This is a genomic window from Shewanella sp. 4_MG-2023 (assembly GCF_030548015.1).
Lineage (GTDB): Bacteria > Pseudomonadota > Gammaproteobacteria > Enterobacterales > Shewanellaceae > Shewanella.
The window spans coordinates 18,079-44,047 of sequence record NZ_JAUORL010000037.1; the positions used below are offsets into that span (position 1 = coordinate 18,079).

General features: G+C 42.2%; 21 protein-coding genes and 1 tRNA gene. 10 read left to right on the forward strand and 12 right to left on the reverse strand.

Annotated features, from left to right (window positions below; genetic code table 11):
- Window positions 1–366: 366 nt before the first annotated feature.
- Entirely contained in the window at window positions 367–1,704 is a 1,338-nt protein-coding gene (locus Q4546_RS16775) for a coproporphyrinogen III oxidase family protein (protein ID WP_102440650.1), read from the reverse strand.
- A 415-nt stretch (window positions 1,705–2,119) separates the two neighbouring features.
- On the opposite strand from Q4546_RS16775, the gene Q4546_RS16780 reads away from it, so the two are divergent.
- From Q4546_RS16780 to Q4546_RS16795, 4 genes are all read left to right on the forward strand, one after another.
- A complete protein-coding gene (locus Q4546_RS16780; protein WP_102440649.1) occupies window positions 2,120–2,635 on the forward strand; it encodes a DUF1097 domain-containing protein in 516 nt (171 codons plus the stop codon).
- Window positions 2,636–2,788: 153 nt separating this feature from the next.
- Window positions 2,789–3,190, forward strand: a complete 402-nt coding sequence (locus Q4546_RS16785; RefSeq protein ID WP_102440648.1) for a hypothetical protein — start codon at window positions 2,789–2,791, stop codon at window positions 3,188–3,190.
- Between the two features lie 578 nt (window positions 3,191–3,768).
- Window positions 3,769–4,113, forward strand: coding sequence for an FKBP-type peptidyl-prolyl cis-trans isomerase (locus Q4546_RS16790; protein ID WP_102477004.1), 345 nt, complete (start codon window positions 3,769–3,771; stop codon window positions 4,111–4,113).
- Between the two features lie 643 nt (window positions 4,114–4,756).
- Window positions 4,757–6,205 carry a patatin-like phospholipase family protein gene (locus Q4546_RS16795; RefSeq protein WP_303446657.1) on the forward strand — a complete coding sequence of 483 codons (1,449 nt, stop codon included), beginning with the start codon at window positions 4,757–4,759 and terminating at the stop codon, window positions 6,203–6,205.
- A gap of 94 nt (window positions 6,206–6,299) precedes the next feature.
- Here the strand turns inward: Q4546_RS16795 and Q4546_RS16800 are convergent, their stop codons facing one another.
- The 8 genes from Q4546_RS16800 to Q4546_RS16835 all read right to left on the reverse strand — a co-directional run bounded on the left by Q4546_RS16800 (window position 6,300) and on the right by Q4546_RS16835 (window position 15,149).
- A complete protein-coding gene (locus tag Q4546_RS16800; protein ID WP_102531866.1) occupies window positions 6,300–6,956 on the reverse strand; it encodes a 3-oxoacid CoA-transferase subunit B in 657 nt (218 codons plus the stop codon).
- An 11-nt stretch (window positions 6,957–6,967) separates the two neighbouring features.
- Entirely contained in the window at window positions 6,968–7,696 is a 729-nt protein-coding gene (locus Q4546_RS16805) for a CoA transferase subunit A (RefSeq protein WP_303446660.1), read from the reverse strand.
- A gap of 96 nt (window positions 7,697–7,792) precedes the next feature.
- Window positions 7,793–8,695 carry a hydroxymethylglutaryl-CoA lyase gene (locus tag Q4546_RS16810; protein ID WP_102436296.1) on the reverse strand — a complete coding sequence of 301 codons (903 nt, stop codon included), beginning with the start codon at window positions 8,693–8,695 and terminating at the stop codon, window positions 7,793–7,795.
- Window positions 8,696–10,741 carry an acetyl/propionyl/methylcrotonyl-CoA carboxylase subunit alpha gene (locus Q4546_RS16815; RefSeq protein WP_303446662.1) on the reverse strand — a complete coding sequence of 682 codons (2,046 nt, stop codon included), beginning with the start codon at window positions 10,739–10,741 and terminating at the stop codon, window positions 8,696–8,698.
- The gene (locus Q4546_RS16820; protein WP_102436300.1) at window positions 10,741–11,577 is read right to left on the reverse strand and encodes an enoyl-CoA hydratase-related protein; all 837 of its coding nucleotides are present in this window, start codon (window positions 11,575–11,577) and stop codon (window positions 10,741–10,743) included. The genes Q4546_RS16815 and Q4546_RS16820 overlap by 1 nt, the downstream gene beginning before the upstream one ends.
- Before the next feature lie 39 nt (window positions 11,578–11,616).
- Window positions 11,617–13,224, reverse strand: a complete 1,608-nt coding sequence (locus tag Q4546_RS16825; protein WP_102436302.1) for a carboxyl transferase domain-containing protein — start codon at window positions 13,222–13,224, stop codon at window positions 11,617–11,619.
- A gap of 229 nt (window positions 13,225–13,453) precedes the next feature.
- On the reverse strand, window positions 13,454–14,623 hold the full coding sequence (locus Q4546_RS16830; RefSeq protein WP_102477009.1) for an isovaleryl-CoA dehydrogenase: 1,170 nt from the start codon (window positions 14,621–14,623) through the stop codon (window positions 13,454–13,456).
- Between the two features lie 127 nt (window positions 14,624–14,750).
- Entirely contained in the window at window positions 14,751–15,149 is a 399-nt protein-coding gene (locus Q4546_RS16835; RefSeq protein ID WP_102436306.1) for a MerR family DNA-binding transcriptional regulator, read from the reverse strand.
- Between the two features lie 428 nt (window positions 15,150–15,577).
- Between Q4546_RS16835 and Q4546_RS16840 the strand changes: the two genes are divergently transcribed.
- Window positions 15,578–17,497, forward strand: coding sequence for a propionyl-CoA synthetase (locus tag Q4546_RS16840; RefSeq protein ID WP_102436308.1), 1,920 nt, complete (start codon window positions 15,578–15,580; stop codon window positions 17,495–17,497).
- 283 nt (window positions 17,498–17,780) lie between these two features.
- Window positions 17,781–18,257: a hypothetical protein gene (locus tag Q4546_RS16845; protein ID WP_102477010.1), complete on the forward strand. Its 477-nt coding sequence runs from the start codon at window positions 17,781–17,783 to the stop codon at window positions 18,255–18,257.
- Between the two features lie 215 nt (window positions 18,258–18,472).
- Here the strand turns inward: Q4546_RS16845 and Q4546_RS16850 are convergent, their stop codons facing one another.
- Window positions 18,473–19,471, reverse strand: coding sequence for a LysR family transcriptional regulator (locus tag Q4546_RS16850; RefSeq protein ID WP_303446664.1), 999 nt, complete (start codon window positions 19,469–19,471; stop codon window positions 18,473–18,475).
- A 527-nt stretch (window positions 19,472–19,998) separates the two neighbouring features.
- Here Q4546_RS16850 and gndA point away from each other — a divergent pair.
- The gene (gndA, locus tag Q4546_RS16855; protein ID WP_303446666.1) at window positions 19,999–21,528 is read left to right on the forward strand and encodes an NADP-dependent phosphogluconate dehydrogenase; all 1,530 of its coding nucleotides are present in this window, start codon (window positions 19,999–20,001) and stop codon (window positions 21,526–21,528) included.
- Between the two features lie 93 nt (window positions 21,529–21,621).
- Here the strand turns inward: gndA and Q4546_RS16860 are convergent, their stop codons facing one another.
- Entirely contained in the window at window positions 21,622–22,503 is an 882-nt protein-coding gene (locus tag Q4546_RS16860; RefSeq protein ID WP_102439476.1) for a 1,4-dihydroxy-2-naphthoate polyprenyltransferase, read from the reverse strand.
- Between the two features lie 234 nt (window positions 22,504–22,737).
- Here Q4546_RS16860 and tesB point away from each other — a divergent pair, with 234 nt between their 5' ends.
- The 3 genes from tesB (at window position 22,738) to Q4546_RS16875 (ending at window position 25,394) form a co-directional block, all read left to right on the forward strand.
- The gene (gene tesB / locus Q4546_RS16865) at window positions 22,738–23,601 is read left to right on the forward strand and encodes an acyl-CoA thioesterase II (RefSeq protein ID WP_102477013.1); all 864 of its coding nucleotides are present in this window, start codon (window positions 22,738–22,740) and stop codon (window positions 23,599–23,601) included.
- Window positions 23,602–23,604: 3 nt separating this feature from the next.
- Complete coding sequence (locus Q4546_RS16870) at window positions 23,605–24,000, forward strand: YbaY family lipoprotein (protein ID WP_076540422.1); 396 nt, start codon at window positions 23,605–23,607, stop codon at window positions 23,998–24,000.
- 161 nt (window positions 24,001–24,161) lie between these two features.
- Window positions 24,162–25,394, forward strand: a complete 1,233-nt coding sequence (locus Q4546_RS16875) for an MFS transporter (protein WP_303446668.1) — start codon at window positions 24,162–24,164, stop codon at window positions 25,392–25,394.
- A 499-nt stretch (window positions 25,395–25,893) separates the two neighbouring features.
- Here the strand turns inward: Q4546_RS16875 and Q4546_RS16880 are convergent.
- A tRNA-Glu gene (locus tag Q4546_RS16880) sits at window positions 25,894–25,969 on the reverse strand.

Here is a 25,969-nt window from a genome sequence, read left to right on the forward strand (position 1 = left end):
TTTGAGCAAAAACTCAGTAATTATTTATCGGCGGTTTGTTAACTTCACAGCGGCAATTATAGCGTCAGGTGTCGTTATTGAATGTGGATGGCTATTGAAAAGTGAGATTGATGTGCTTCTATTATGCTAATAGGTAATATAGTCAATGGGTTGTATTGAGCTAGTTTTGAATTAAAGCTGATTTGAGTGATTGATTTGAGTGATTGATTTGAGTGATTGATTTGAGTGATTGATTTGAGTGATTGATTTGAGTGATTGATTTGAAACTAGCACTCACATCCCTGTGAATGCTACATCGATTCAGTATTGTGGCAATGGCTGCTAAAGTTTAACTCAAAACCACGTTTATCGCCCTAGTTATAGCATTTAGTTAGTGCACGTAAGTACTGATTCAGTTAATTCGCGGTCTTGCTGTTGTGATAACGGCAACTCCCTTGCTTGCTCGCGCAGATAGTCCATTCCCGCTAAGAAACCGGAGAACATTTTCAGCGCAATAAATTGCCCTTCAGTGGTAGTGCGGTAGTTACTGCCTTGTTTCTTTATTGCCCCAGCTGCATGCAAGTAACTCATTTCTAAGGGAAATGCCTGCCACAATGTTTTACCGGTATGGGCTTTAAATTGTTGATTATCTAATACACCATGACCCATCATCATCATTAAGTGATGTTGTATTAGCGCTTTTTGCTCAAGAGGTTTGGTATAACAGGTACCACTATGGCCGGCATTGATACGCTCAATATAGGTTGGGATATCAAAGCTGGAAATGTTGAATTGCTCGCCAAAGCGGCCAAAGGCACCAGAGCCAACCCCAAAGCAATCTTCACCGTCGAGCACATATTTGTTTTCAACTGGTTGGCCAAAATTACGGCTAAATGTCCATGGGAACTCCATTATGTACTTGTCACCTAACGCTTGTTTAACAGCTAGAAATTGCGGCCAAAGCTCATTAGGCTCACCTGCAAGGCTACCTGCTTTTTTACGGTTTTTACCAATGCCGATAGTCAGTGGATAAGTAGTAATTTGATCAGGGCTTAAGCGAATCGTTTGCTCAAGATCCCAAGCAATTGACTCAGGCGTTTGCACCTTAAAGCCATACATCATATCGAGGTTTACAGTGGGGATGACCTCAATGGCGCGGCTAACGTATTCAGCTTGCTGTAATCCTGAGCCAAACTTTTCAAAACGGCCACTGGCTTTTAAAATCTTATCGTCAAAGCTTTGCACCCCAATGGACATTCTATCCACTAAGCCTTTAAGTAAATGTGGATTGCCTTCTTTAAAGTAGATTGGATCGCTTTCGCAAGAGACCTCGCGTACCGTGGTGATCGATTTAATCATCTCGATGGTTTTAATCAACTCATCTTCTAAAATGGTCGTAGTACCACCGCCAATATAAACCCGGTTAAAGGTATAGCCTTTGGCAATAACTTCTCTAATTTCTTTTCTCAGGGCTTTGAAATACTCTCTGGCAATGCCTTCAACAAATTTGATTTTATGGAATGAGCAAAAACGGCATAAAGTATGGCAAAAAGGAATGTGAATATAGAGGGTTTCGATGGGTTTTTCAGGGATATAGTCTTTGGCGTCAACATCAACTTCAACCGCATTTTTCAAGCTTAAAGAGCGTTTAATCGTTTGACCCATAACCCAGTCGAGGCTATTGGTTGCAAGGTCTAACCTTGTGGTTGAGAGAGTGGATTTCATTAAAGCCCTCATTGATATCATTATGTCTAATATAACCAGACTAATGGACTCCAGTGGTGATAAATGTCGGCTGAAGCATGAAGATACAAATATCTACAAATTAGAGGGTAATTTGTTACTAAAGTTTGATGGTTATCACTTTCTTGTAGCAGTTGCAGACTGCAATATTTTGATTATTTGTTGTTTTTTTGTACGAAGCCGTTAACCGTTCCTAATTTTCATTGTGGTTAATAGTTTATTTTGAATCACTAATATTGAATATAGTGCTAACGCTGTGGTTGCGGCAGGTGGGCAATTAATTAAAACACGCGTGTGATCACTTTTACTCAGGCTGCAAATAGCGTACATTATGCGCAATTGTATTTTTTAAAGAACTCTTCATTTTATTTTATAAACTATGTGCAAGGGGGAAACTATGAAACATCGTTGGCAGATAGCCATTTCAGCAGGGCTTTTGGCGGGATTATGGGCTGGTGTGGCCGATGTATTTCAGTTAGTTACTTGGATTGGCTTTTTAAGTTGTAGTACTTTTTTTGCTCAGGCTGAATCAGGCATAAAAGGTATGTTCATGGCCATGAGCACTAATTTATCAGGTGTATTTTGGGGCTGGTTAATTATTGCTGGCAGTAGCTTGTTTGTGTCACCGACATTTGGTTACCTCTTTACAGCTATCGCAACCTCAGCAATGTGTTTACAGGCAAGCTATCAAAAGCTGGCATTCATTCCTGGGGCATTTATTGGCTGTTGTGTCACTTTTGCCATGGGAGGCGATATTGCTGCAATATTACCGCCATTGTTAATTGGCGCTATGCTGGGTTACAGCATGAGTTTATTGACGGGGCAGTTGATTAATTTGACTGAAAAGTTTCAAGGTTTATCGGTAAATAAATCAGTTGATGCCGCTAATAATAATGCAGCGAAAGAGTTATAAGCCTGTTAGTAAACCCATTGTAAAAGCAGCATTTTTTGTTTTTGATACTTTTAATACATAGTGTTTTTTGTCATTGAGTTAGCACAAATTAATTTACTCCCTTGTGCTAACTCGCTAGGATGTTGCCCCATTTAGCATCTAGCAAGGTATCACATGAGATCCGTAACACTGGCTTTAACCCTCATCGCTTTATTCAGTCTTTTTAGCAGTTCATCAGTTAACGCCGCGCCACAAGTGGGTTTAATGGTGGGTAGTGATTCAGGTATCAATGTCAAAATTGATGATTACAAGATTGGTGTTGGATTTGACGAGTTATCTTTTACTATGGATAGAACCTTTAATTTCCAAGATAACCCAAATTTTTATTGGGGCCTTGGGGGTAAAATTGCTGACTCACATAAAGATGATATTCAGTTAGGTGCTAGAGCGGTGTTTGGTGCTCACGCTAAAGTGGAGCGTTTTACCTTTTTTGCTGAAGCACAACCGACCTTGTATATACTTGATGATGTTAAAGTGAAATTAGAAGCCATTGCTGGGGTGAGATATCACTTCTAGGTTTTCAATCTGCCGATTGAATGGCTAAGTTGAGATTTGTTGCCATCGTTTTGGTTAAAGTTGTAATCAAAGCTTTAGCTAGTGAGTTAGTGAGTTAGTGAAGTAGGGAATACCAAGGTATTCCCTTTTTTGTGGCTGATTTTTGATGGTTTGTTTGATGGTTTGTTTGATGGTTTGTTTGATGGTTTGTTTGATGGTTTGTTTGATTGGATGTAACTTGATAGCTGGTGATTGGTGATTGGTGATTGAGAGTTAGTGGCAGGATTACAAGCTGTCGGTTGCTAAAGTCAACGTCGTGGGTTATCCACCCACACCCGACGAAGAGGGGAAACAACAGCAATCCGCCTCTTACTTTTCTAAGAACCATTTTTCTTGATCCCACTTATTTAACAATGGCGGTCATTACCCCAGCGACAATGAAGATAGGCTAAAAACGTTTGGCAGTATCTAAGCATGTTTACAACAGCATTTAGCGATGAAAAACGCTGCAAAATACTGACTATGAGTTATTTTTAGCATCTGAATTGAGTCAATTTGCTGTTATCATAGCGACATTATTTTATAGAAAAGGTATTCGTATGACCTCCCTTGCAGAACTTAATATTACCGACATCACGGTTGGTGAAGGTAAAGCCGCAGAAAAAGGTGCACTAATCACTTGTAAATATACTGGTAAATTAGCCGATGGCAGCGTATTTGATAGCTCAGAAGCATTTCAAGTGGTGATCACCGCTAAACGGGTTATCCAAGGTTGGTATCAAGGTATTATTGGGGACAACCCAATGAAGGTCGGCGGAACACGTAAACTGTCAGTCCCTGCTCACCTTGGTTATGGCGAGCGCAAAATTGGCGATAAAATCCCGCCTAATTCTGATCTATTCTTTGAAATTGAATTATTAGAAGTGCTAACCCGTGATGATTAATATTAGTACTTTATAACTGCTGAGATTAATCATCAGCATTGTAGTGAATGATGAATGGCAACAGTAATGTTGCCATTGTTGTTTATGGCTAACCTATCAGGGCGAATAAAGCCTTAGCTGCAAACTCATGTTCATTTTTCAATACAAATTCTTCTACATCATCAGCGGCTTACGATGTAGATTGTTGAATCTGTAGGTTCTATTGGAGTGTTTGGATTAGTTTAATTCGATTATTTATGGCCTGCGGTCACAGTGATTAAAGTCGTGGTGCTTCGCCCACACCAGACGAAAGGGAAACAACAGCATTTCCCTTTTCGATATCCCGTGCCGCTCCGGCAAAGTGTTGATCCTCATGCTTAATTAAGCGAATTCACTACCGCCTCAGATTCGCCATCCATGGCTCAATCTAAGGCTATGTCGGCGTCCTGCCTCCATCACGCAAATTAGCTTAACGCATTCAGACACTTCCAACGGAGATCTTTGAATCGGCAGGATAAATAGGAGTCTTTCGAATAAGTTTACTCTGACCCCACTTATTTTTTCAGATATTTTAAAATATAAGTACAAAGTTTACTGTTTTAAACATTTTTGGCGTCTAAACTTTTTTGGTATATTACGAATAGAAAATGGCAAGGATGCAAACATGAAAAATATAATTATACTATTAGTCGCTTATTTCCTGCAGGGATGCGGAATTTTTGCTTCTAATCCATTCCCTAGTAACAGATATATATTAGATAAAGAAGCTGTCAAGTTTTCTGAAACAGTACCTGAAATCTCTTTTTCAAATTTACCACCGCAAGAAAAGAGAATTGGTCAAGAATTTCCTCGGACACATATTATTGTCTCTAGCTCTGGTGGCGGGGCAAGAGCAGCTGCTTTTACACTTGGAGTTTTATCTGAGCTACAAGATAATATAGTTGGAAAGGATAGTAACTTACTAAATGAAGTTGATTATTTCTCAACAGTTTCTGGGGGGGGGTGGGGGGTGGCATCCTATCTTTCTAATTCCGTAATAAAAGGGGCTCCATATGATTTAGGTGATAGTAACAACATTGAAATAATAAACCAATATGCTAAATATGAAGAGCTTAGGGATAAAATTTTTGATTGTCATTCAAATTCATTATCGACTATAACAAATAATGTAAAACTAAAAGATATTTATTCAGAAGGTCAAACTGAACCTCTTTTTCCTTATATATTGCCTAATATTACAGTTTCTGCGAATCAGTCACCGTTTGTTATAACAAAAGAGTTTGTTGAACATTATAAAATAAATAAATTTTCATCTGAAAGCTGTGAAGAAAAGTATTCTATAAATTTAAATGACATTGATAAATCAATTGGGGATATACCTTTATCTTACGCCATTGGACTCAGTAGTTCTGTGCCAGGATTTTACTTAGGTCGAGCAGAAACTGATATATGTTTACAAAGTGAAATGAAATCATCTTACTTTTGTGAGCAAGGTAAACACAAATATACAAATTTAACATTAGTTGATGGTGGTGTTTATGATAACTACGGTGTTTTTTCAGCTCTAGAAATTCTGAACTCTAAACCTCCAAATGAAAAGAAAATTCTAATTATTATAGATGCCAATGCAGATGCTACAATTCCGTTTGAAAATAGTGAAAGTTCAAATTTTGACACTGCTTATGATACGGGGCTAGCCTTGGGATTTCCCTCTAGAACTGCATTTTTCCAAAGGTACTTTACTAAAGTTGCTGATGTGCTGGGGATTGAAGTAATTTATATAGGTTTCAATACTCTTTTTCTTTCCGACAATCAATCGCAAAGTAGATATTCTTTAAATAACCTTTCTAGTTCCTACCCTGAACTTGTGGAAGCTGCAAACAATCGAATTTGTTACGATGATAAAACGGGACAATCTCTGAAACCTGGTAATTTACTTAGGCTAGAAAGCAAGGATTGCTCGAATAACAATCTTTTTCGTGCTGCGATAAACAATAAAACTACTTATGCTTTCGGGGAGGAAATGTTCAAAAGAATGTATCAACTGGGGCAAGTTGCAACTGAAATAAATTTAGAAAAGAATACATCTAAAGAAGTTTTATCATTATTTTAGAAATGTATATTTTCATCCTTATACTTGAATATACAAAAGGCGTGCTCAAATAAAAGCACGCCTAATCAAATTTAAATTGAATCACACATTCAATTTAAAACACCATTTCTGGTACATGCTCTGGCACAACCAACTTACCTGCAGTTTTAGATTGGATCTCTTCAACACTGACACCTGGGGCTCGTTCTAATAAGTGGAATGCGCCATCTTTGATTTCCATAAAGGCTAAATCTGTCATGACGCGTTTGATGCAGCCATAACCGGTTAATGGCAGTTCACATACAGGTAAAAGTTTAGAGTTACCTTTTTTGTCAGCATGCATCATGGTGACAATAATATTGTCAGCGCCTGCGACTAAATCCATGGCGCCGCCCATGCCTTTAATCAATTTACCTGGGATCATCCAAGAGGCGATTGAGCCGTTTACATCAACTTCAAAAGCGCCGAGCACGGTTAAATCGACATGGCCGCCACGGATCATGGCAAAGCTTTCAGCCGATGAGAAAAATGATGCGCCATCAACTGCGGTGACTGTTTGCTTACCTGCGTTGATGAGGTCGGCGTCAATGGTGTCTTCAGTTGGGAACTCGCCCATACCTAATAGGCCGTTTTCAGATTGCAGCATCACGCTCATGCCTGCAGGAATGTAGTTAGCCACTAAGGTCGGAATACCGATACCTAAGTTAACGTAAAAGCCGTCTTGCATTTCTTGCGCTACACGTTGAGCAAGTTGTTCTCTTGATAAAGCCATGATCTTGCTCCTTATGCTTGGTTGTCAGGTTGAGGTTGAGGTTGAGGTTTAACGGTGCGCTGCTCAATACGTTTCTCAAAACTTGCTTGAATCACCCGATCAACATAAATACCAGGGGTATGAATATGGTTTGGGTCTAGCTCGCCCGGCTGGACAATTTCTTCCGCTTCTACCACGGTGATTTTGCCTGCGGTAGCCATCATAGGATTAAAGTTAGCCGCTGTTTTACGAAAGATTAAGTTACCCATGGTATCGGCTTTCCATGCACGAACTAAGGCGAAATCGGCGGTTAGTGACTCTTCAAGCACATAATTACGGCCTTTAATTTCACGGGTTTCTTTACCATCAGCGATTGGCGTGCCGTAACCAGTTGCAGTGAAAAAGGCTGGGATACCCGCTCCGCCAGCACGAATTTTTTCAGCCAAGGTGCCTTGTGGGGTTAAGATGACATTTAACTCACCTGATAGCATTTGCTGTTCAAAAGTGGCGTTTTCACCCACGTATGAGGCAATCATGGTGGCAATTTGGCGCTGCTTTAACAATAAGCCCAAACCAAAATCATCAACCCCAGCGTTGTTTGAAATTGCGGTAAGCCCAGTTACGCCTGTGGTCACCATATGATTAATCAGGCCTTCAGGGATACCACACAGGCCAAAGCCACCGACCATAATTGTCATGTCGTTATTGAGGCCGTTTAGGGCTTCTTGGTAACTGTGAACGACTTTGTTGAGTCCTGCCATAATCTTGTCCTTTTCAGTTTGCGGTTTGCAAATTTATATCGTTTTAATGTGCGCTATTAAGCACTGACTTTAAACAATGGCCTTTTAAACAATGGCCTATACCGTTAGCGCTTGGGCGACTTTTGAACCTGTGGTGCGGCCCAATACTTGGCTGATTTGATTGCCTGCTTGGGCAAGTTTGTGTAAATCAATGCCAGTTTCTATGCCCATGCCATGGAGCATATAAACTAAATCTTCAGTGGCGAGATTACCCGATGCGCCTTTGGCATAAGGGCAGCCGCCAAGGCCTGCGACCGATGAGTCAATTACGCTTACGCCTGTGGTTAAACAGGCTTGAATGTTGGCTAATGCTTGGCCGTAGGTGTCATGAAAGTGTAGCGCCAGTTTATCGACAGGCACTAAATTAGCGACGGTTTCAACCATCTTACGGGCTTTTAGTGGCGTGCCAACACCAATGGTGTCTCCGAGGGAGATCTCGTAACAGCCCATTTTGTAAAGTATTTCAGACACCCGGGCCACTTCTGTGCTCTTTATCTCGCCTTCATAGGGGCAGCCCAGTACACAGGAAACATAACCGCGTACCTTAATGTTTCGCGCTTTAGCGAGCGCCATGACTGGCTCAAAGCGGGCGATTGACTCGTCAATCGAGCAGTTAATATTGCGTTGGCTGAAGCTTTCTGATGCGGCGCCAAAGATGGCCACTTCATCTGCGCCAGCGTCAAGGGCAAGTTCCAGCCCTTTTAAATTTGGGGTGAGGGCAGAGTAGACCACGCCTTGTTTACGCTTAATTTGCCGTAAAATATCACCTGAGTCGGCCATTTGTGGCACCCACTTAGGTGAAACAAAGCTGGCCGCTTCAATACGATTAACACCGGCAGCGGCTAACTGCTCAATAAGAGTAATTTTGTTTTCAATAGAGACCGTGGTTTCATTTTGCAGTCCGTCACGGGCACCAACTTCAAAAATACTGACCTGAGTCGGGAGATTGCTCGGTAACATTTATGCCTCCGAGTCAGCAGATTCAGGCGCTGTGACATCAAGTGTTGTTGGCTCGACATTTAGCAGTTGGGCACCATCGGTGACGAGCTCGCCGCTTTGAAAGTAAAATTCACTGACCACACCATCAAATGGCGCTTCAATGGTGTATTCCATTTTCATCGCTTCCATCACTAATAAGCCTTGGCCTTCAGTGACGCTATCGCCCACCTCAACTAAGTGAGTGACCACAGTGCCATTCATTGGCGCTTTTAATTTGTCGGCGCTATCAATGGTGTCTTCAGCTATTTGGGCTAATATCGCTTTAAAGTGATAGCTGCCGCTCGGTAAGAACAAGGTAAAGTCATCACCTTGATGGCTGACGGGAATGTTGCTTTTATGGCCATTAATTTCAGCCTGCAGCATGTCATCTTTAATGGTGCCTGCAAGCGATAATGCTTGGCCGTTAAGGTTAAGATGCAGTGCATTGCCTAAATCGGTGATGACGAGATTGTGCAATTGCTGCTCGTCACTGCTGTCGCTGAGTAGGGCAACATGATGCACGCTGGCGCTATTGAGTCTAAAGCCACTAACTTGTCCCCACGGTGAGTAAGGGTCGTGGCTGTTGGTGGCGGTGGATTTTGCCGCTTGCTGGCGAGCTAATACTTGATAAAGCCCCGCTAATGCCAGTGCGTTGTCTGACTCATCAGTAACATTGCCAATTAAACTGTCGGAATAGCGCTCGATAAAGTCGGTACAAAAATTGGCGTCTGAAAAGGCTTTATGCTCAGCAATATTAGCGAGGAACTCGATATTGTGTTTAAGGCCGCTGATTTGATACGAGCTTAATGCGTGGGTTAAGCGCTGCAGTGCGCGGGGGCGAGATTCGTCCCAGACAATCAGTTTTGAAATCATTGGGTCGTAAAAGTTACTAATGACATCATTTTCGCGAATGCCTGAATCAATGCGTACATGACGGTTTTGATCCGGCTCGCGCAAGAAGGTTAACTTGCCTGACGCGGGTAAAAATTCATTGCGGGGATCTTCAGCATAAATACGAGCTTCAAAGGCGTGGCCATGAATACGCACTTCAGCTTGGGTAAGGGGCAACTCACTGCCACTAGCGACCATTAGTTGCCATTTTACTAAGTCTTGCCCGGTGACCATTTCTGTAACTGGGTGCTCAACCTGTAGACGGGTGTTCATTTCCATGAAGTAGAAACTGCCATCAGTATCTAATAGAAACTCAACCGTGCCTGCGCCCACATAATCAATGGCTTTAGCTGCGGCTACTGCCGCTTCACCCATTTGCTTACGCAGTGCATCTGACAGCCCTGGGGCTGGCGCTTCTTCGACCACTTTTTGATGGCGACGCTGGATGGAGCAATCACGATCTGATAAATAGATGGTATTACCGAAAGTATCGGCAAACACTTGTAGCTCCACATGACGTGGCTGGCGTAAGTAGCGTTCCATTAATAATTTGTCATTACCAAACGATGATGCCGCTTCTCGACGAGCTGAGTTAATCGCTGCTAGCACTTCAGCTTGGCTTTCAACAATCTTCATGCCTTTGCCACCACCGCCATAGGCCGCTTTAATCAGCATGGGGTAACCAACATTTTCAGCTTCAGCCAGTAGGGTTTCATCTGATTGGTCATCACCATGATAACCGGGCACTAATGGCACATTGGCTGCGCCCATAATCATTTTGGCGGCGCTTTTACTGCCCATAGCATCAATGGCATCACTGCCTGGGCCGATAAATACAATGCCGTTTTGCTCACAGTTGCGAGCAAAGTCAGCGTTTTCAGACAAGAAACCATAACCGGGGTGAATCGCTTCAGCGGCTGACTTTTTCGCAATTTCAATGATCAAATCAGCTTTTAGGTATGAATCAGCCGGAGCGCTGCCACCAATGTGGAAAGATTCATCGGCCATGGTGACATGGCGGGCATCTTTATCGGCATCAGAATAAAGCGCTACAGTACGAACGCCCATGGCGCGGGCGGTGTTGATGATGCGACAGGCAATTTCACCACGATTGGCAATTAAAATCTTAGTAAACATTATTGGGCTCCTTGTGCATCAGTCTTAGCGCTGCTTTTAGTCGATTGAGCACGCCATGATGGTGAACGTTTTTCAAAGAATGCATTGAGGCCTTCTTGGCCTTCGTCTGATACACGTATGCGGGCAATCTGCTCGCTAGTATGGGCAAGGGTGGCGTCATTTATCACGCCATCTTCAAGGTGGGACACTAAGGTTTTAACCCATGCCATGCCTTGGGGACTGTTAGCGTTAAAGGCCTCGATAAACGGCTGGGCTGCTGCGTCTAAATCATCATTAACTTCATGAATTATTTGATGAGTTAAGGCTACAGTGGCACTGAAGCGCTCGGCGGTGAGCATATAACGTCGTGCTTGGCGGTTGCCCATGGCTCGCACCACATAAGGGCTGATAACCGCAGGGATTAAACCGAGTTTGACTTCACTGAGGCAAAAGCTTGCGCGCTCATTGGCAATGGCAATATCGCAGCAGCAAATTAATCCCAGTGCGCCGCCAAAGGCTGCGCCATTGACTAAGGCGATAGTCGGCTTAGGAAACTTATCTAGCACGTGCATTAATTTAGCCAGTTCATGGGCGTCATTGAGGTTTTGCTCAAAGTCCATTTTGGCTTGCTTGCGCATCCAGTTAAGGTCAGCGCCAGCACTGAAGTTTTTACCGTTGGCGCGCAATATTAATTGCTGGCATTGGTCGTTTTCGGCAAAGGCTTCGATGGCGGTGATCATTTCATTAATCATCACTTCATCAAAGGCATTATGTTTTTCAACGCGGTCTAAAATTAATTCACCAACGCCTTGGTTAAGCTGGCATTGAATGTATTGATATGGGTTGGCTATTGCCATGTTTGCATGCTCCTATTGATATTGAATGAATAACCGCAATTACATGCGGAACACACCAAACTTGGTATCTTCAATAGGCGCATTTAACGCCGCCGATAACGCTAAACCCACTACATCACGCGTTTGAGCAGGGTCGATAATGCCGTCATCCCACAGGCGTGCACTGGCATGGTAGGGATGACCTTCTTTGTCATATTGCTCAACAATCGGTTTTCTAAAGGCTTGCTCGTCTTCATCAGACCAGTCTTGGCCTTTACGGGCTAAACCGTCACGGCGAACTGTGGCCAATACACCAGCAGCTTGTTCGCCGCCCATGACTGAAATGCGAGCATTGGGCCACATCCACATCATGGTGGGCTCAAATGCACGGCCACACATGCCGTAGTTACCCGCGCCATAACTGCCACCAATGATGACGGTAAATTTAGGCACATTGGCACAAGATACTGCGGTAACCATTTTAGCGCCGTGCTTAGCAATACCCTCATGTTCGTACTTTTTACCTACCATAAAACCAGTGATGTTTTGCAGGAACAGTAATGGGATTTTGCGTTGGCAACACAATTCAATAAAGTGCGCGCCTTTTTGGGCAGATTCAGAAAATAAAATGCCATTGTTAGCCACAATGCCGACAGGGTAGCCATGAATGCGGGCAAAGCCGCAAACCAGCGTGTTACCGTAATTGGCTTTAAATTCATCAAAATCTGAGTCATCAACAACCCGGGCAATAACCTCTTTAACATCAAAGGGCTTTTTAAGGTCGGTACCGACAATGCCGTACAATTCACTGATATCGAATTTAGGTGGCTTTGATGGACTTAGCTGGGCTGTAATTTGCTTTTGATGGTTTAAGCGTGAAATGGCTTTACGGGCAAGCTCAAGTGCGTGGTCATCATTTTGGGCTAAATGGTCGGCAACACCAGAAATCTTAGTATGTACTTCAGCGCCGCCTAATTCTTCGGCGGTTACTTCTTCGCCGGTAGCGGCTTTAACTAATGGCGGGCCGGCTAAAAAAATAGTGCCTTGCTCTTTTACGATAATCGACTCATCTGCCATGGCGGGAACATAGGCGCCACCTGCTGTACACAAACCCATGACCACAGCCACTTGCGGAATGCCTTTAGCTGACATTTGCGCTTGGTTGTAAAAAATACGCCCGAAATGATCGCGATCGGGAAACACTTCATCTTGTCTTGGTAAGTTTGCCCCGCCTGAATCCACTAGGTAGATACAAGGTAAATGACAGCGACTGGCAATGTCTTGGGCCCGTAAATGCTTTTTCACCGTAATAGGGTAGTAAGTACCGCCTTTAACGGTGGCGTCATTGGCGATAATCATACATTCAACACCGCTTACACGGCCAATACCGGCAATCACACCGGCTGCGGGCACAGCTTCATCATAAACTTCATAGGCGGCGAATTGGGATATTTCTAAAAAGGGTGAGCCGGGATCGAGCAGTTTTTCGACTCGATGACGGGGCAGTAATTTACCTCGTGACAGGTGGCGTTCAAGGGCGACGGGACCGCCACCTTGTTCAATTTGGGTGAGTTTGATTTTTAGATCATCAACTAATGCCACCATGTCATCATGCTTGGCTTTAAACTCGTCACTACGGGCGTTAATACGGCTGCTCAATTGCGTCACAATTCATATCCTTAATGAGTCAAGTGAGGCGTTAGCATGGCTGAGTCTAAAGGGGGATGGGGTCTCAACCACGCTACGCACTAAACACTTTGCTATTGACGTTAACTTTTGAATAATTTGGTGTTGATTGTATTTTTTAGTGTGCTGCTAACTAGCTAAATTCTAGAAGTTATTTGGATTAGCTATCCAAATTTAACAGCTATTTGGATTAGCTATCCAAATTTAACAGCTATTTGGATTCATTAAACAGCTCACGTCCAATCAACATGCGGCGAATTTCTGAGGTTCCCGCACCAATTTCATATAACTTGGCATCACGTAATAAACGCCCTGTGGCATATTCATTGACGTAACCATTGCCACCTAGTAACTGAATCGCATCCAGTGACATTTTTGTGGCAAGCTCGGCGCTATATAAAATTGCGCCAGCAGCATCTTTACGGGTGGTTTCGCCGCGGTCACAAGATTTGGCCACGTTATAGATGTAGGATTTAGCAGCGTTCATGCCGGTGTACATATCGGCAAGCTTGCCTTGGACTAATTGGAATTGACCAATGGATTTACCAAATTGTTCCCGCTCGTGAATATAAGGCATGACAATATCCATACAGGCATTCATGATGCCTAACGGCCCACCTGATAACACCACGCGTTCGTAATCAAGGCCGCTCATCAGTACTTTTACGCCATTGTTAAGGCCGCCTAAGATATTTTCTTCAGGGACTTCACAATTCTCAAATACTAATTCACAGGTATTGGAGCCGCGCATGCCTAATTTATCGAGTTTTTGTGCGGTGCTGAAGCCTTTAAAGGTTTTTTCAACAATAAATGCAGTGATGCCATGTGGGCCTTTATCTGCATCAGTTTTGGCATAAATCACTAAGGTGTCAGCATCAGGACCATTGGTGATCCACATTTTGTTACCATTAAGAATGTAACGGTCGCCTTGTTTACGGGCGCTTAACTTCATTGACACCACGTCTGAGCCCGCATTAGGTTCACTCATGGCCAGTGCGCCGATATGTTCACCGCTAACTAATTTGGGTAAGTACTTGGCTTTTTGCTCAGCGCTGCCATTACGGTTAATTTGATTAACGCAAAGGTTTGAGTGGGCGCCGTAACTTAAGCCAATAGAAGCAGAGGCGCGGGAGATTTCTTCCATGGCGACGACATGGGCAAGGTAGCCCATATTCGCGCCGCCATACTCTTCAGGCACGGTGACGCCAAGGAGTCCCATCTCTCCTAGAACTGGCCACATGTGGTTAGGAAAAGCATTATCTTGATCAACTTGCGCCGCGATGGGCGCAATCTCGTTGCTGGCAAAATCATGTACGGCATCGCGAAGCATGTCCACGTCTTCGCCCAGGCCGAAATTAAGGCTTGTATAGAGTGATGTCATTGTCTTGTGTCCTGTTGAATATTAGCTATTTGCGCCGTGAAACTATCTTGTTCCTTAGGCTTATAATTTTTATATTGTTGCTGTTATTATTCAGTTAAACGGATCTTTTGCTGTCGATGATGAGTCGCTATTTAACACTTTCCTCTAGGGCTGACTTACATTGCTGCTCAGCAGAGTTCAGTTCCATAAGTACCACCTTGATATCGTCCATTTGCTGCTGCAAAGAAGCTTTTTTCTCTTCTACTAAATCGAGCATTGTTTGTAGTTGAGAAGTACTGCTTTTATCTGCATCGTAAAGCTCAAACAAACGACGGGTTTCCGCTAACGAAAAACCTAAACGTTTACCTCGTAATATCAGTTTTAAGCGCACACGATCTTTTAAACTATAGATACGTGTTTGACCGCGGCGCTTAGGTTTTATTAAGCCTTGGTCTTCATAAAACCGAATACTACGTGTGGTGATATCAAATTCCTTTGATAAATCACTAATTGAATAAGTGGATTGTGGGTTTAAATTTGCGCTCATCGTTTCACCAAAAGTACGTCTTTTGATGCAAGATATATGAAGTTTACGTAAAGGTAAAGTTTGTCGCCAGTTGCCAAGGCTGTTTTTGTTAAAAAACAATGTAAATACAGCTTGCCAAGGCCTAGGGATTACCGCGCGCAAGAATGGCGCAGTGACAGAATAGTGAATTCAATATTGTAGCAAAGACGCCATTAATTAGGTTAATAATTAATGGTGATTTTTAATGCTAACTTATAATTATCATTAAGTTAGCATCATAACACTGAAGTTTTTATTTAAGTGTTATTGCTGAGATTTCTATATCCCTTGGTCTAATGGGGAAACTTTTTTAACCACGCCATAATGAAGTTAATTCAATATTACTCACGGTAAGTTATTTAAAGGTATGACTTAGCGTGAAAGGTCAATCGTTCAGTGGGGAGTAGCTTATGGCTGGTTTAGGGATTGAAATGCATCAAGATTCTTTACAGGATAAACAAGGGTTTTGGGGAAAGGCTGCCAAGGCCATTACCTGGGATAAGCTGTTTGATAGTGTGTTAGATGAGGCTAATGCGCCATTTTATCAATGGTTTGCTGGTGGCGAAATGAATACCTGCTATAACGCTGTTGACCGTCATGTGTTAGCTGGCCACGGTGATCGCATTGCCATTGAATACATAAGTCCTGTAACCCAAAATCAGTACAGTATTAGTTATCAAGAATTACTATCCCAAGTGAGCCGGTTAGCCGGTTACATGCAATCCATTGGCATTGAAAAGGGCGATAGAGTGGTCATTTATATGCCGATGGTGCCAGAAACCGCCTATGCCATGCTGGCCTGTGCCCGCATAGGCGCCATTCACTCTGTGGTGTTTGGCGGCTTTGCAGCCAATGAATTAGCCACCCGGATTAATGATGCTAAACCGAAACTTATTTTATCGGCATCTTGTGGTATTGAGCCGTCAGGCGTGGTGAAGTACAAACCGCTATTAGATGATGCCTTAGCTCAAGCGTCTCACCAAGTTGACCATTGCGTTATTCTCAATCGACCTCAATATACTGCAGACTTACAAAGCCCAAGGGACGTTGACTGGCAAAGTGCTGTGAGCCATGCATCGTCAGTGGATTGCGTCGCCGTTGAAGCGACCCATCCGCTGTATGTGCTTTATACCTCAGGTACAACAGGCCAACCCAAAGGCGTGGTGAGAGATAATGGTGGCCATGGGGTGGCGCTAATCTGGTCTATGAAGCACATATATAATATCGGCGCTGGCGATGTGTTTTGGGCTGCATCAGATGTGGGCTGGGTTGTGGGTCATTCTTATATTGTTTACGGGCCATTATTAGTTGGCGCAACAACATTGATGTATGAAGGTAAGCCCATTGGTACCCCCGATGCGGGGGCTTTTTGGCGGATCATCGAACAATATAATGTAAAAAGCTTTTTTACCGCGCCGACGGCCATTCGAGCCATTAAACGCGAAGATCCTGACGGAGCATTAGTTAAAGGTGTTGATTTATCGTGTTTAGGGCAAGTATTTCTTGCGGGTGAACGCTGCGATCCCGACACGCTCAATTGGGCCCAAGATAAATTGGCCAAACCTGTTATCGATCACTGGTGGCAAACTGAAACCGGTTGGCCAGTTGCGGCGAATTTGATGGGGATAGATCCTATCGAGATTAAAGCGGGATCGCCCGCAAGACCAGTACCCGGTTATCAGGTCGAAGTACTCGATGCCATGGGCGAGCAAGTTAGCGCCAATGAAAGTGGTAATGTGGTGATTAAACTGCCGTTGCCACCGGGTAACTTAACCACCTTATGGAACAACGATAAACGCTATGTGGAGAGCTATTTATCTATGTATCAAGGTTATTATTTAACGGGCGATGCGGGCTATATTGATGAAGATGGCTACCTGTATATTATGAGCCGCATAGATGACATTATTAATGTTGCTGGGCACCGATTATCTACTGGGCGCTTTGAAGAGGTATTGTGCCAACATTCAGCGGTTGCAGAAGCGGCGGTTATTGGGGTGCAAGATAAACTCAAAGGTCAGGTACCGTTAGGGCTAGTGGTACTTAAAAATGGCGTCGAGTTATCTGATGAAGTTTTATATCAAGAGTTACTAGCATTGGTGAGACATGAAATTGGCCCAGTGGCGTCTTTTCGATTAGTCAGCGCGGTGCAAAAACTGCCTAAAACCCGCTCGGGTAAAATCTTGCGCGCCACCATGCGTAAGATTGCTGACAATAACGAATATACTATGCCTGCCACTATTGAAGATCCGATGACGCTAGATATTATTCGCACGGCATTAACTAAGATGGGCTATGCTGATGCGTTGGCCAAGGAACTCACGGTTTAGTTTGTGTGTCATGTTAACAAACGAGCCTGATGGCTCGTTTTTTTATGGATAACGCCTTTTTATCGAATATAAAGATATTAAGGACTAAATTTGGTCTAAACTGAGAGTTAAGTGCTGATTTATAGTGTTATTTAATCAAACTGAGATGTTTTTTATTTTATAATCGGCAAGGGTATTCTATCTATCGTTAAACTAGATGTATTCTCGAATTCAGTTACTCGTGGCTGAAATTGAGAAAGATGACTGTTAACCAGTAAATATGACAAAGGTTTGATCAAGTTTTATGAACAACATTAAAGAACTGCCAGAAAAGATTAATACTAAAACCAGCAGACTATTTTGGTTAACCATTTTTACTGGTGGTATTTACCCGATAATTTGGTTATTTGCTAAGTATCCCAAAATGGATGCAATTACATCAATTCGCACCGCTGATGACGACTTTATTATCGCTATCGCGGTTTGCTTTGGCTTTGGTGGTGTGCTGTCACACAGTGCAATGGGGTTATTGAGTGGAGTAGGTAGTTTGTTACTTTTTGGCGCTTTCTTCTTGTACGTGTTTTGGTCATTTAGGGCCCGTTCTGCATTACAAGACTATGCCCATGTGAATTTTGGAATTGATTTCAAAATGAACAAGTTTTTCACCGTGGTATTTAATATTTTCTATATCAATTATTGCATTAATCGATTACCTGAAGAGCAGCAAAAAGGCCACCCAGCCTATGGCAAAGGCAGTATTAACATTACAGAGATTAAGTGAAGTAACAAGCTGATAAGGCCTTAAGGATAGATACAAAAAAGCAGACTATTTTTAATCAAATAGTCTGCTTTTTATGAATAAGTTTACTGAAAAACCTTGTGGTTATTATTTTTGATGCAACGGCATCAAATTATTTATTGAACTCAGTAATAGCCTTTGCATTGTTTGCTCACCTAAATGTTGTGAGCATTGCTCGGCGTTTATGTCGCTGGTGTTTATTTTTCAAATAGACAGGCTTCATCGCTGCCATTGGCGCCCTGAGTAACCAGTTGTGCAATTTTATGTTTAACGCAATCAGTTAACTTGCGCTCTGATTTTCGGGTTTGCATATACAGGTTCATATTAGGCTTATTACGCATCAGTTCGGCGCGCTCTGTTTTCGGTATCATTTGCGCCCTAATTGCTTCATTTTGAGTTAAGTGATCAACTGCGCCTTGTGATACCACTAACGTGATGGCATCAGTGCCAATGAGGAAGTCACTAATTTCATTAAGATTATTAGTTTTGGCTGCAACGTCGAGCTCGCGTTTACGGCTATCGGCAAACTGTTTCAGTGGTGTGGCTTCAATGTCACTATTAAAGTGTAACACTTCGGTCAAAATAACCGGGTAGTTCAGCACTCTATCAAGAATAGGTTTGTATATCTCATTCCAAATTGGGTGATCATCTCTTGCGACAATGAAGGTATCTCGCACTTCACATATTTTCTGATTTTGAATCCCTACATGGCTAGATGCTTGGCAACTTATCACCACATCACATTGGCTATTTAGCAGCATTTCTTCATCATTGGGACCATTGTCTTGCAGTACCGCTGATTTCACACAGGCGCTCATGCAACTACATTGATAGAGATTTCTTAGTAGGCCATTGGTGAAGCCCGATGGAGCATGGATAACAACTTTGTTATCAAGTTTGTCATTACTTTTATCAATTTCTTGGGCTAAGTCGAGGTGGTTTATCTCGATTTTTTTAATGATGGGGTAGAGCCGTTGTGCTTTATCGCTAATTTCAAGACCGGCTACTTTTTTGACAAATAAGGGGTCATCAAATGCATCTCGCAAGCGTGATAAACAGCGGCTTATCTTTGATTGAGGAACATTAAAAGCTTCAGCAGTGAGCTTGCCACTTTTAAATTCATATAGCCTTAAAAATACTAATAATGTCATGTAATCAAGATGCTGAAGCTTGTCTTGAGTGGTCGCGTTAATCATTGATTAGTTTCCGTAGCTGATGTGAATTTTTTGAATATACCAATTTCGGGGTATAGGTTGCAGGTTAATTGTAGTATTTATTAACCTAATCACATTTTTTAATGGAATTTATTCAAGAAGTGTTAATTGGCAGAGGGGTAAAATCTAATTTTAAATCATTAGCTTAATTGCTTAAAACAGGTGGATTTAGAGAAAGTACACTTTACCTATACAATTTAGGATTGCTGGTTAAGTGAACAGGTTTAATGATTGATATGTGTTTTTAATGCCAGTAAAAGGAAATGCAAAATAACTTTTACTCGGATAAACAAAGCATCACTTCCTTATCTAAAGTTAAAAATCTAGATTAAGGTGTTGTCTTATATGAATAATTTTTTTCAGAGTCTTGTTGGTGATCTAATATGCCGCTTTTGGCAAAAGTGTATGCACGTATTATGACTGTAATTTAGTTACACAAATCAGTATAATCACCGTCCAAATGGATTCGCTATACGCGATTAATCTCTGCGACCTTTGGAAAATAATAAATGAATACCCTACCATTCAGTTCAGACATCGGCGTTATTGGCCTTGGTGTTATGGGCAAGAATCTCGCGTTAAACATCGTTGATAATGGCTACCAGGTTGCTGCTTTTGATTTAGATACTGTCAAAGTTAATGCTGCCATTAATCAAGAACAAGCGGAAAGAAAAGTCAATTCAGCCCCCCGAATGCTGGCTTGTAATAATCTTACCGAAATGCTGTCATCTCTAACTAAGCCACGTGTTATTGTGCTGTCAGTTCCTGCTGGTGGACCTGTTGATGGAGTGTGTAAATCATTAATTGAAGCGGGCATTGAGTCAGATGACATTGTCGTTGATACCGGTAATAGTTTATGGACTGATACTGTAGAACGTGAAGCACGTTATAAAGGTCAGTTTGTTTTCTTTAGCTCTGCAGTCTCTGGCGGTGAAGTTGGCGCTCGATTTGGCCCTTCTTTAATGCCTAGTGGCGATAAAGCTGCATGGCAGTATGTAGCACCTGTCTGGAATGCCATAGCAGCTAAAGTCGATCCTGCTACAGGTTTACCCATTGAACGTTTTGAGCCTGGTAACCCAGTTGTTGAAGGCGAGCCTTGTACAACATACATAGGTCCTGCCGGTTCTGGTCACTATGTGAAAATGGTACATAACGGCATTGAATATGCGGACATGCAGTTAATTTGCGAAGCATTTCAATTGCTTCATGACGGATTAGGCTTAAGTGCCCATGAAATTGGTGATATTTTCAATGGCTGGAATAATGGCAGCTTGAATAGCTATCTGATGGGGATAAGTGCAGAAGTATTGCAGCAAGATGATCCGTTAACGGGTAAACCCCTTGTTGAGATGATCCTTGATAAAGCAGGTCAAAAAGGCACAGGCCTTTGGACTGCGGTAAGCAGTTTACAAATTGGTTGCCCTGCGCCTACGATTGCCGAAGCTGTTTATGCCCGCGCGGTAAGTACTCAAAAAGATTTACGAGTACAGCTTAACAGCAAACTTGCTGGCCCTGCGGTTGTAACCCTTTCTGATGCAGAAAAAGCAGCATTTATTGCTAACTTAGAAGATGCACTATATTGCGCCAAAGTGTGCTGCTATGCACAAGGGTTCCAGCTAATGGCAATGGCCGCGAAAGAGCAAAACTGGACTTTAGATTTTGCTGAAATAGCCAAAATTTGGCGTGCAGGCTGTATTATTCGAGCCACTTTCTTGCAAGAAATTACCAAGGCTTACCAAGATAATGCTGAGCTGTCGAACTTATTAATGGCTGATACCTTCAGTGCTAGCTTATCGGCTAAACATATGAATTGGCGTAAAACGGTTGCCGCATCAGTGATGCAAGGCACGCCAGCGCCATGTATTAGCTCGGCAATTGCTTATTATGATAGTTACCGATGTGAAACTTTGCCTGCTAACTTACTTCAAGGTCAGCGCGATTTCTTTGGTGCTCATACGTTTGAACGCACTGACAAGCCAGCGGGTGAAAAGTATCATTTAGATTGGAGTGCTAAAGCGCGCACCTTATCTAAAGTTTAAATTGCAAAAGCAGTTTAAGACTTATTGTAAATCAATAGATTAAAAAAGGGCTTCTACTAAATAGTAGAAGCCCTTTTTATTGGTGATATTTTATTATTGCGGCAAACTAAACACTAAACCTATGCTAAATAACAAGCTAAAAATCATTGTGAGTTTTGCGGTTCTGCCTAGAATTGGATTGAGTGCTTCACCACTGGTGTTACTGAACTCTCCACTTAACTGACGGGCATAAACGATGGAAAGCCCGGCGAGTAAAACCGGTAAACCAGCAAGGTAGCCCATCAGAAAACCGCCAATGATGAGCCCAAAGGGTAAATACACTAAGGCTTGATAAAGCACTCTTGCCTGAGCTTGGCCGATACGAACCGCTAAGGTGTTTTTGCCAGCTTTGGTATCAGTTTGGATATCACGGGTATTATTGACGAGCATAATCGCGGCATTGAACATACCAATGGCGCTGCCAAGTAACCAAGCGCTGATACTGGTTTCCCCAGCCTGTAAGTAATAACTACCTACTACGGCCACTAGTCCAAAAAAAACAAATGCGGCGATTTCACCTAAACCGTGAGAAGCTAATGGATACGGGCCGCCACTGTAACAGACGGCACCTAATAATGAGGCTACAGCTAAAATAGCGATAGGCCAACCACCGTGTAAAATCAGTGCTGAGCCGACGATAAGTGCGAGAATAAGACACAAAATCATCGCATTTCGAACACTGTTGGGAGATATCATGCCACTTTGGGTAACTCGAACTGGACCAACACGCTCATCGGTATCAATACCGTTTTTGTAGTCAAAATAATCGTTGGCTAGGTTTACGGCTATTTGCAATAAAATAGCACACAGCATCGAGATACAAGCAATTGTAAAACTAAAAAGTTCTAAATGTAGTGCTAAAATATTACCAATTAATAATGGACCAATCGCAGCCGGTAAAGTACGTGGTCTAATAGCTAAAATCCAAGATTGCATATAATTAAGGCTTCAGGGTGTTGATTTAAATTAGAATGGACTAATAGCATAGCAATTTTTTGAGATTTTGTACGGGGTTATGATCTCGCAAATGATGAAAAAGTTATGCTATTTTTTCTTCTAGGTAGATTTAATTTTATATGCGACTCAATTTACGATTAAATTTTCCAGTAACCAAGGTTATTAAGTTAACCTATGATATTAGTGATAAGTAAATAAACTGCTAGGAATATTATGAGCCAAGTATTAAATGACCTTTTGTCTTTGTTGTCTCTAGAGCGAATTGAATTAGGGCTGTTTCGCGGTCAAAGCCAAGACTTGGGTTTTGGTCATGTTTTTGGTGGCCAGGTGATGGGGCAAGCGCTGAGCGCTGCTAAGCAAACCGTCAGTGAAGATCGCCATGTGCACTCTTTACATTCTTACTTTTTACGAGCCGGTGATGAAAAGTTACCGATTGTCTATGATGTTGAAAATATGCGTGATGGCGGCAGCTTCAGTGCAAGACGCGTAAAAGCGATTCAGAAGGGTAGGCCAATTTTTTATATGACCTGTTCTTTTCAAGCTCCAGAGGAAGGCTTTGAACATCAAGCTGAAATGCCTAATGTCCCCGGGCCTGAAGGCATACTTAATCAGCAAGAACTTGCTGTGAGTATGCGAGATAAGATCCCAGCAAGAATACTTGAAAAGTTTATGACTGACTCACCGATTGAGATGCGTTTAGTTAACCCTTCGCACCCCATCGCGCCTGATTCCACTGAGCCCAAACGATATATCTGGATGCGTGCCAGTGGTAAAATCCCAACGGATCATAATGTACAAGAATATTTATTGGCTTATGCCTCTGATTTTAATTTTTTAGTCACCGCAGCTCAGCCTCATGGGGTTTCATTTTTAACGCCTGGCGTTAGGATGGCGACTATTGATCATGCGATGTGGTTCCATAGACCGTTTAACTTTTCTGATTGGTTGCTTTACAGTGTTGAAAGCAGCAATGCTAGCGGTGGTCGCGGTTTTGTAAAGGGGCAGTTTTTTGATCAACAAGGCCGTTTAGTTGCATCAGCAACCCAAGAAGGCCTACTTAGAATGACAAAAGGATAATTTATGAAATTTTCATTTAAAATGGCGATATTTTCGTTATTAACATTAATGCTAAGTGCTTGTGTCACCGTTCAACCTGAGCCGCCAGTGGTTATTAATGGCTATGCGGGCTACTTAGAAAAAATAGCCTTGCCTCAAGGCTGTAAAATCAATATTGCCATTATTGACTTTAATACCCCAGGTTCAATCATTTCACAAAAGACCTTCGATATTGCCAGAGCTCCAGTGCCGTTTAAGTTTACTTTACCTGCTGAAGGTATTGATGATGCGGTGGATTATGGGGTGGTGGCAATGATTACCTACAATGAGCAGGTAATTTTTCAAACCTATGAAAAGTTTCAAGTCATCCACAACGACAAATTCACCACTGAAGTTGTGATGAAAAAAGTCCCTCATTAGTTTTCGTTAGGTTTAACTCACTCAACCTATAAATATAATGCCCTAAGAATCATTTTAGGGCATAAGTCACATCTTAATATTTCCGCCATTGCTTATGTTGGTTTTCGGGTAATAATCAAATTCTTCATCAATTTTTATTTAAGGCTTAAGTTGTGCCTGAATTGTCTGCATCTACAAGGACTAAAACCTGTCGGCCAAAATCTGAAATACGCTTAATTTGGGCTTTGTGCTTAGCATCTGTCGTGGTTTATATAAACTTATATGCCATGCAGGGGATGTTGCCATCCATTGCTGAACACTTTGAGGTTTCAGGTGCTAGAGCTACATTGATTCTATCTTTTACCAGTTTTTCACTGGCATTTTCATTACTGATGTATGCGGTTATTTCCGATAGAGTCGGGCGGTTAATGCCGATCATGGTGAGTATGTGGTTACTCGCAGCCTCTAATATCTTACTGATTTTTGTACAAGACTTTGACTCTTTGTTGATGGTGAGGTTACTGCAAGGGGTTTTGTTAGCTGCTGTACCAGCCATTGCGATGGCTTATTTTAAAGAGCAACTGCCAGCGAGCTTTATGCTAAAAGCTGCAGGTATTTACATTATGTCCAATAGTCTTGGTGGTATTGGCGGACGCCTGATGGGTGGGTTATTGTCACAATACTTTGATTGGCAGTCAGCAATGATGGTGAATTTTTTGGTGACCTTAACGGGTATCGCCTTGGTGACTTACCTATTACCTCGATGTGAGCAAAAAAATGCCCCACAATTAGATAAGCAAAGTACCTTTTTGAAGATAAAACAAGATATTGGCGGCTTTGTTTATCACTTAACGGATCATCAAATGCGCTTAGTGTATGTCATTGGTGGCATAGCGTTTATGATGATGGTAAACCAGTTTAGTTTTATTCAATTACACCTCATGGCTGAGCCGTATGGGTTTAGTCGTTTCGGTGCGACATTAATTTTCTTATGCTATCTCAGTGGCACTTTTACTTCGTACTTATCTGCAAAGTGGGTGGTTAAATTTGGGGTGGAATTTTTATATCGCGGCGCATTAGTTGTGATGTTCTTGGGTACTTTACTGAGCTTAGTTGATAATTTATTTGCTATCGTTATAGGCTTTTTATTAACAGCAAGTGGATTCTTTTTAACCCATAGCTGTTGTAACTCATTTGTGGCCATCAGGGCGTCCTCTCACAGGGCTAAAGCAACATCACTATACCTTTGTAGTTATTATCTCGGCGCAGCTCTTGGAGGGCCTTACTTGATGATGTTTTGGGTTCAAGCTGAATGGCAAGGTGTTGTTGTGGGTTCAGTTGGCTTATTGGTATTACTGTCGCTGGCTATATTCAGGTTGTCGCATTATCAAAGCCTAAGTAAAGCTGCTGTATAATGTCAGTCCTCTTGGGAAAATAATTTCGTCATTGTTTATAGAAGAAGCCTTAATGGCTTCTTTTTTTGTCTCAAATTTACAGTTAAATAAGACTTTATAAGCACAGAGTTGAATAGCGATTTAGTTAATGAATTTAATAAAGTCACTAATTGATGAATTGAATAGCAGGTTGTGAGTAGGCAGTGCTTAGTATTGGTTTGAATCGTTCTAGTTTGAAAGCTCTCTAAGGCGGATTTGAAGTTATCAATTGGAGGATTTTATAGTGTTTTCGCTTGGTTGCTGTAATTGGTGTGATCGAGTATATCCGTAATAGGATATATGATGGATAAGAGCTGTTTGAATTAGGTTACAGATATCGATGAGATATTAGCGATGAGTTCTTTTGGGAAATTTACTCATATTCGTCATTGGAGCTTTTTTAACACGCTACCAACTCGCCTAATTTTAGGCACAAAAAAACCACATTTAAGTGGTTTATGTTCTTTTAGAAAAAAGAAGGTGGTATCCCCTAGGGGATTCGAACCCCTGTTACCGCCGTGAAAGGGCGGTGTCCTAGGCCTCTAGACGAAGGGGAC

What these genes read in the sequence shown, in the direction of transcription:
- Q4546_RS16850 (WP_303446664.1), bottom strand. Translation starts at nt 19,471, where the DNA reads ATGATTAACGCGACCACTCAAGACAAGCTTCAGCATCTTGATTACATG.
- Q4546_RS16800 (WP_102531866.1), bottom strand. Translation starts at nt 6,956, where the DNA reads ATGGCTTTATCAAGAGAACAACTTGCTCAACGTGTAGCGCAAGAAATG.
- Q4546_RS16785 (WP_102440648.1), top strand. Translation starts at nt 2,789, where the DNA reads ATGAGATCCGTAACACTGGCTTTAACCCTCATCGCTTTATTCAGTCTT.
- Q4546_RS16810 (WP_102436296.1), bottom strand. Translation starts at nt 8,695, where the DNA reads ATGTTACCGAGCAATCTCCCGACTCAGGTCAGTATTTTTGAAGTTGGT.
- Q4546_RS16790 (WP_102477004.1), top strand. Translation starts at nt 3,769, where the DNA reads ATGACCTCCCTTGCAGAACTTAATATTACCGACATCACGGTTGGTGAA.
- Q4546_RS16775 (WP_102440650.1), bottom strand. Translation starts at nt 1,704, where the DNA reads ATGAAATCCACTCTCTCAACCACAAGGTTAGACCTTGCAACCAATAGC.
- Q4546_RS16805 (WP_303446660.1), bottom strand. Translation starts at nt 7,696, where the DNA reads ATGGCAGGACTCAACAAAGTCGTTCACAGTTACCAAGAAGCCCTAAAC.
- tesB (WP_102477013.1), top strand. Translation starts at nt 22,738, where the DNA reads ATGAGCCAAGTATTAAATGACCTTTTGTCTTTGTTGTCTCTAGAGCGA.
- Q4546_RS16780 (WP_102440649.1), top strand. Translation starts at nt 2,120, where the DNA reads ATGAAACATCGTTGGCAGATAGCCATTTCAGCAGGGCTTTTGGCGGGA.
- Q4546_RS16870 (WP_076540422.1), top strand. Translation starts at nt 23,605, where the DNA reads ATGAAATTTTCATTTAAAATGGCGATATTTTCGTTATTAACATTAATG.
- Q4546_RS16860 (WP_102439476.1), bottom strand. Translation starts at nt 22,503, where the DNA reads ATGCAATCTTGGATTTTAGCTATTAGACCACGTACTTTACCGGCTGCG.
- Q4546_RS16840 (WP_102436308.1), top strand. Translation starts at nt 15,578, where the DNA reads ATGGCTGGTTTAGGGATTGAAATGCATCAAGATTCTTTACAGGATAAA.
- Q4546_RS16830 (WP_102477009.1), bottom strand. Translation starts at nt 14,623, where the DNA reads ATGACATCACTCTATACAAGCCTTAATTTCGGCCTGGGCGAAGACGTG.
- Q4546_RS16835 (WP_102436306.1), bottom strand. Translation starts at nt 15,149, where the DNA reads ATGAGCGCAAATTTAAACCCACAATCCACTTATTCAATTAGTGATTTA.
- Q4546_RS16820 (WP_102436300.1), bottom strand. Translation starts at nt 11,577, where the DNA reads ATGGCAATAGCCAACCCATATCAATACATTCAATGCCAGCTTAACCAA.
- Q4546_RS16845 (WP_102477010.1), top strand. Translation starts at nt 17,781, where the DNA reads ATGAACAACATTAAAGAACTGCCAGAAAAGATTAATACTAAAACCAGC.
- Q4546_RS16795 (WP_303446657.1), top strand. Translation starts at nt 4,757, where the DNA reads ATGAAAAATATAATTATACTATTAGTCGCTTATTTCCTGCAGGGATGC.
- Q4546_RS16815 (WP_303446662.1), bottom strand. Translation starts at nt 10,741, where the DNA reads ATGTTTACTAAGATTTTAATTGCCAATCGTGGTGAAATTGCCTGTCGC.
- gndA (WP_303446666.1), top strand. Translation starts at nt 19,999, where the DNA reads ATGAATACCCTACCATTCAGTTCAGACATCGGCGTTATTGGCCTTGGT.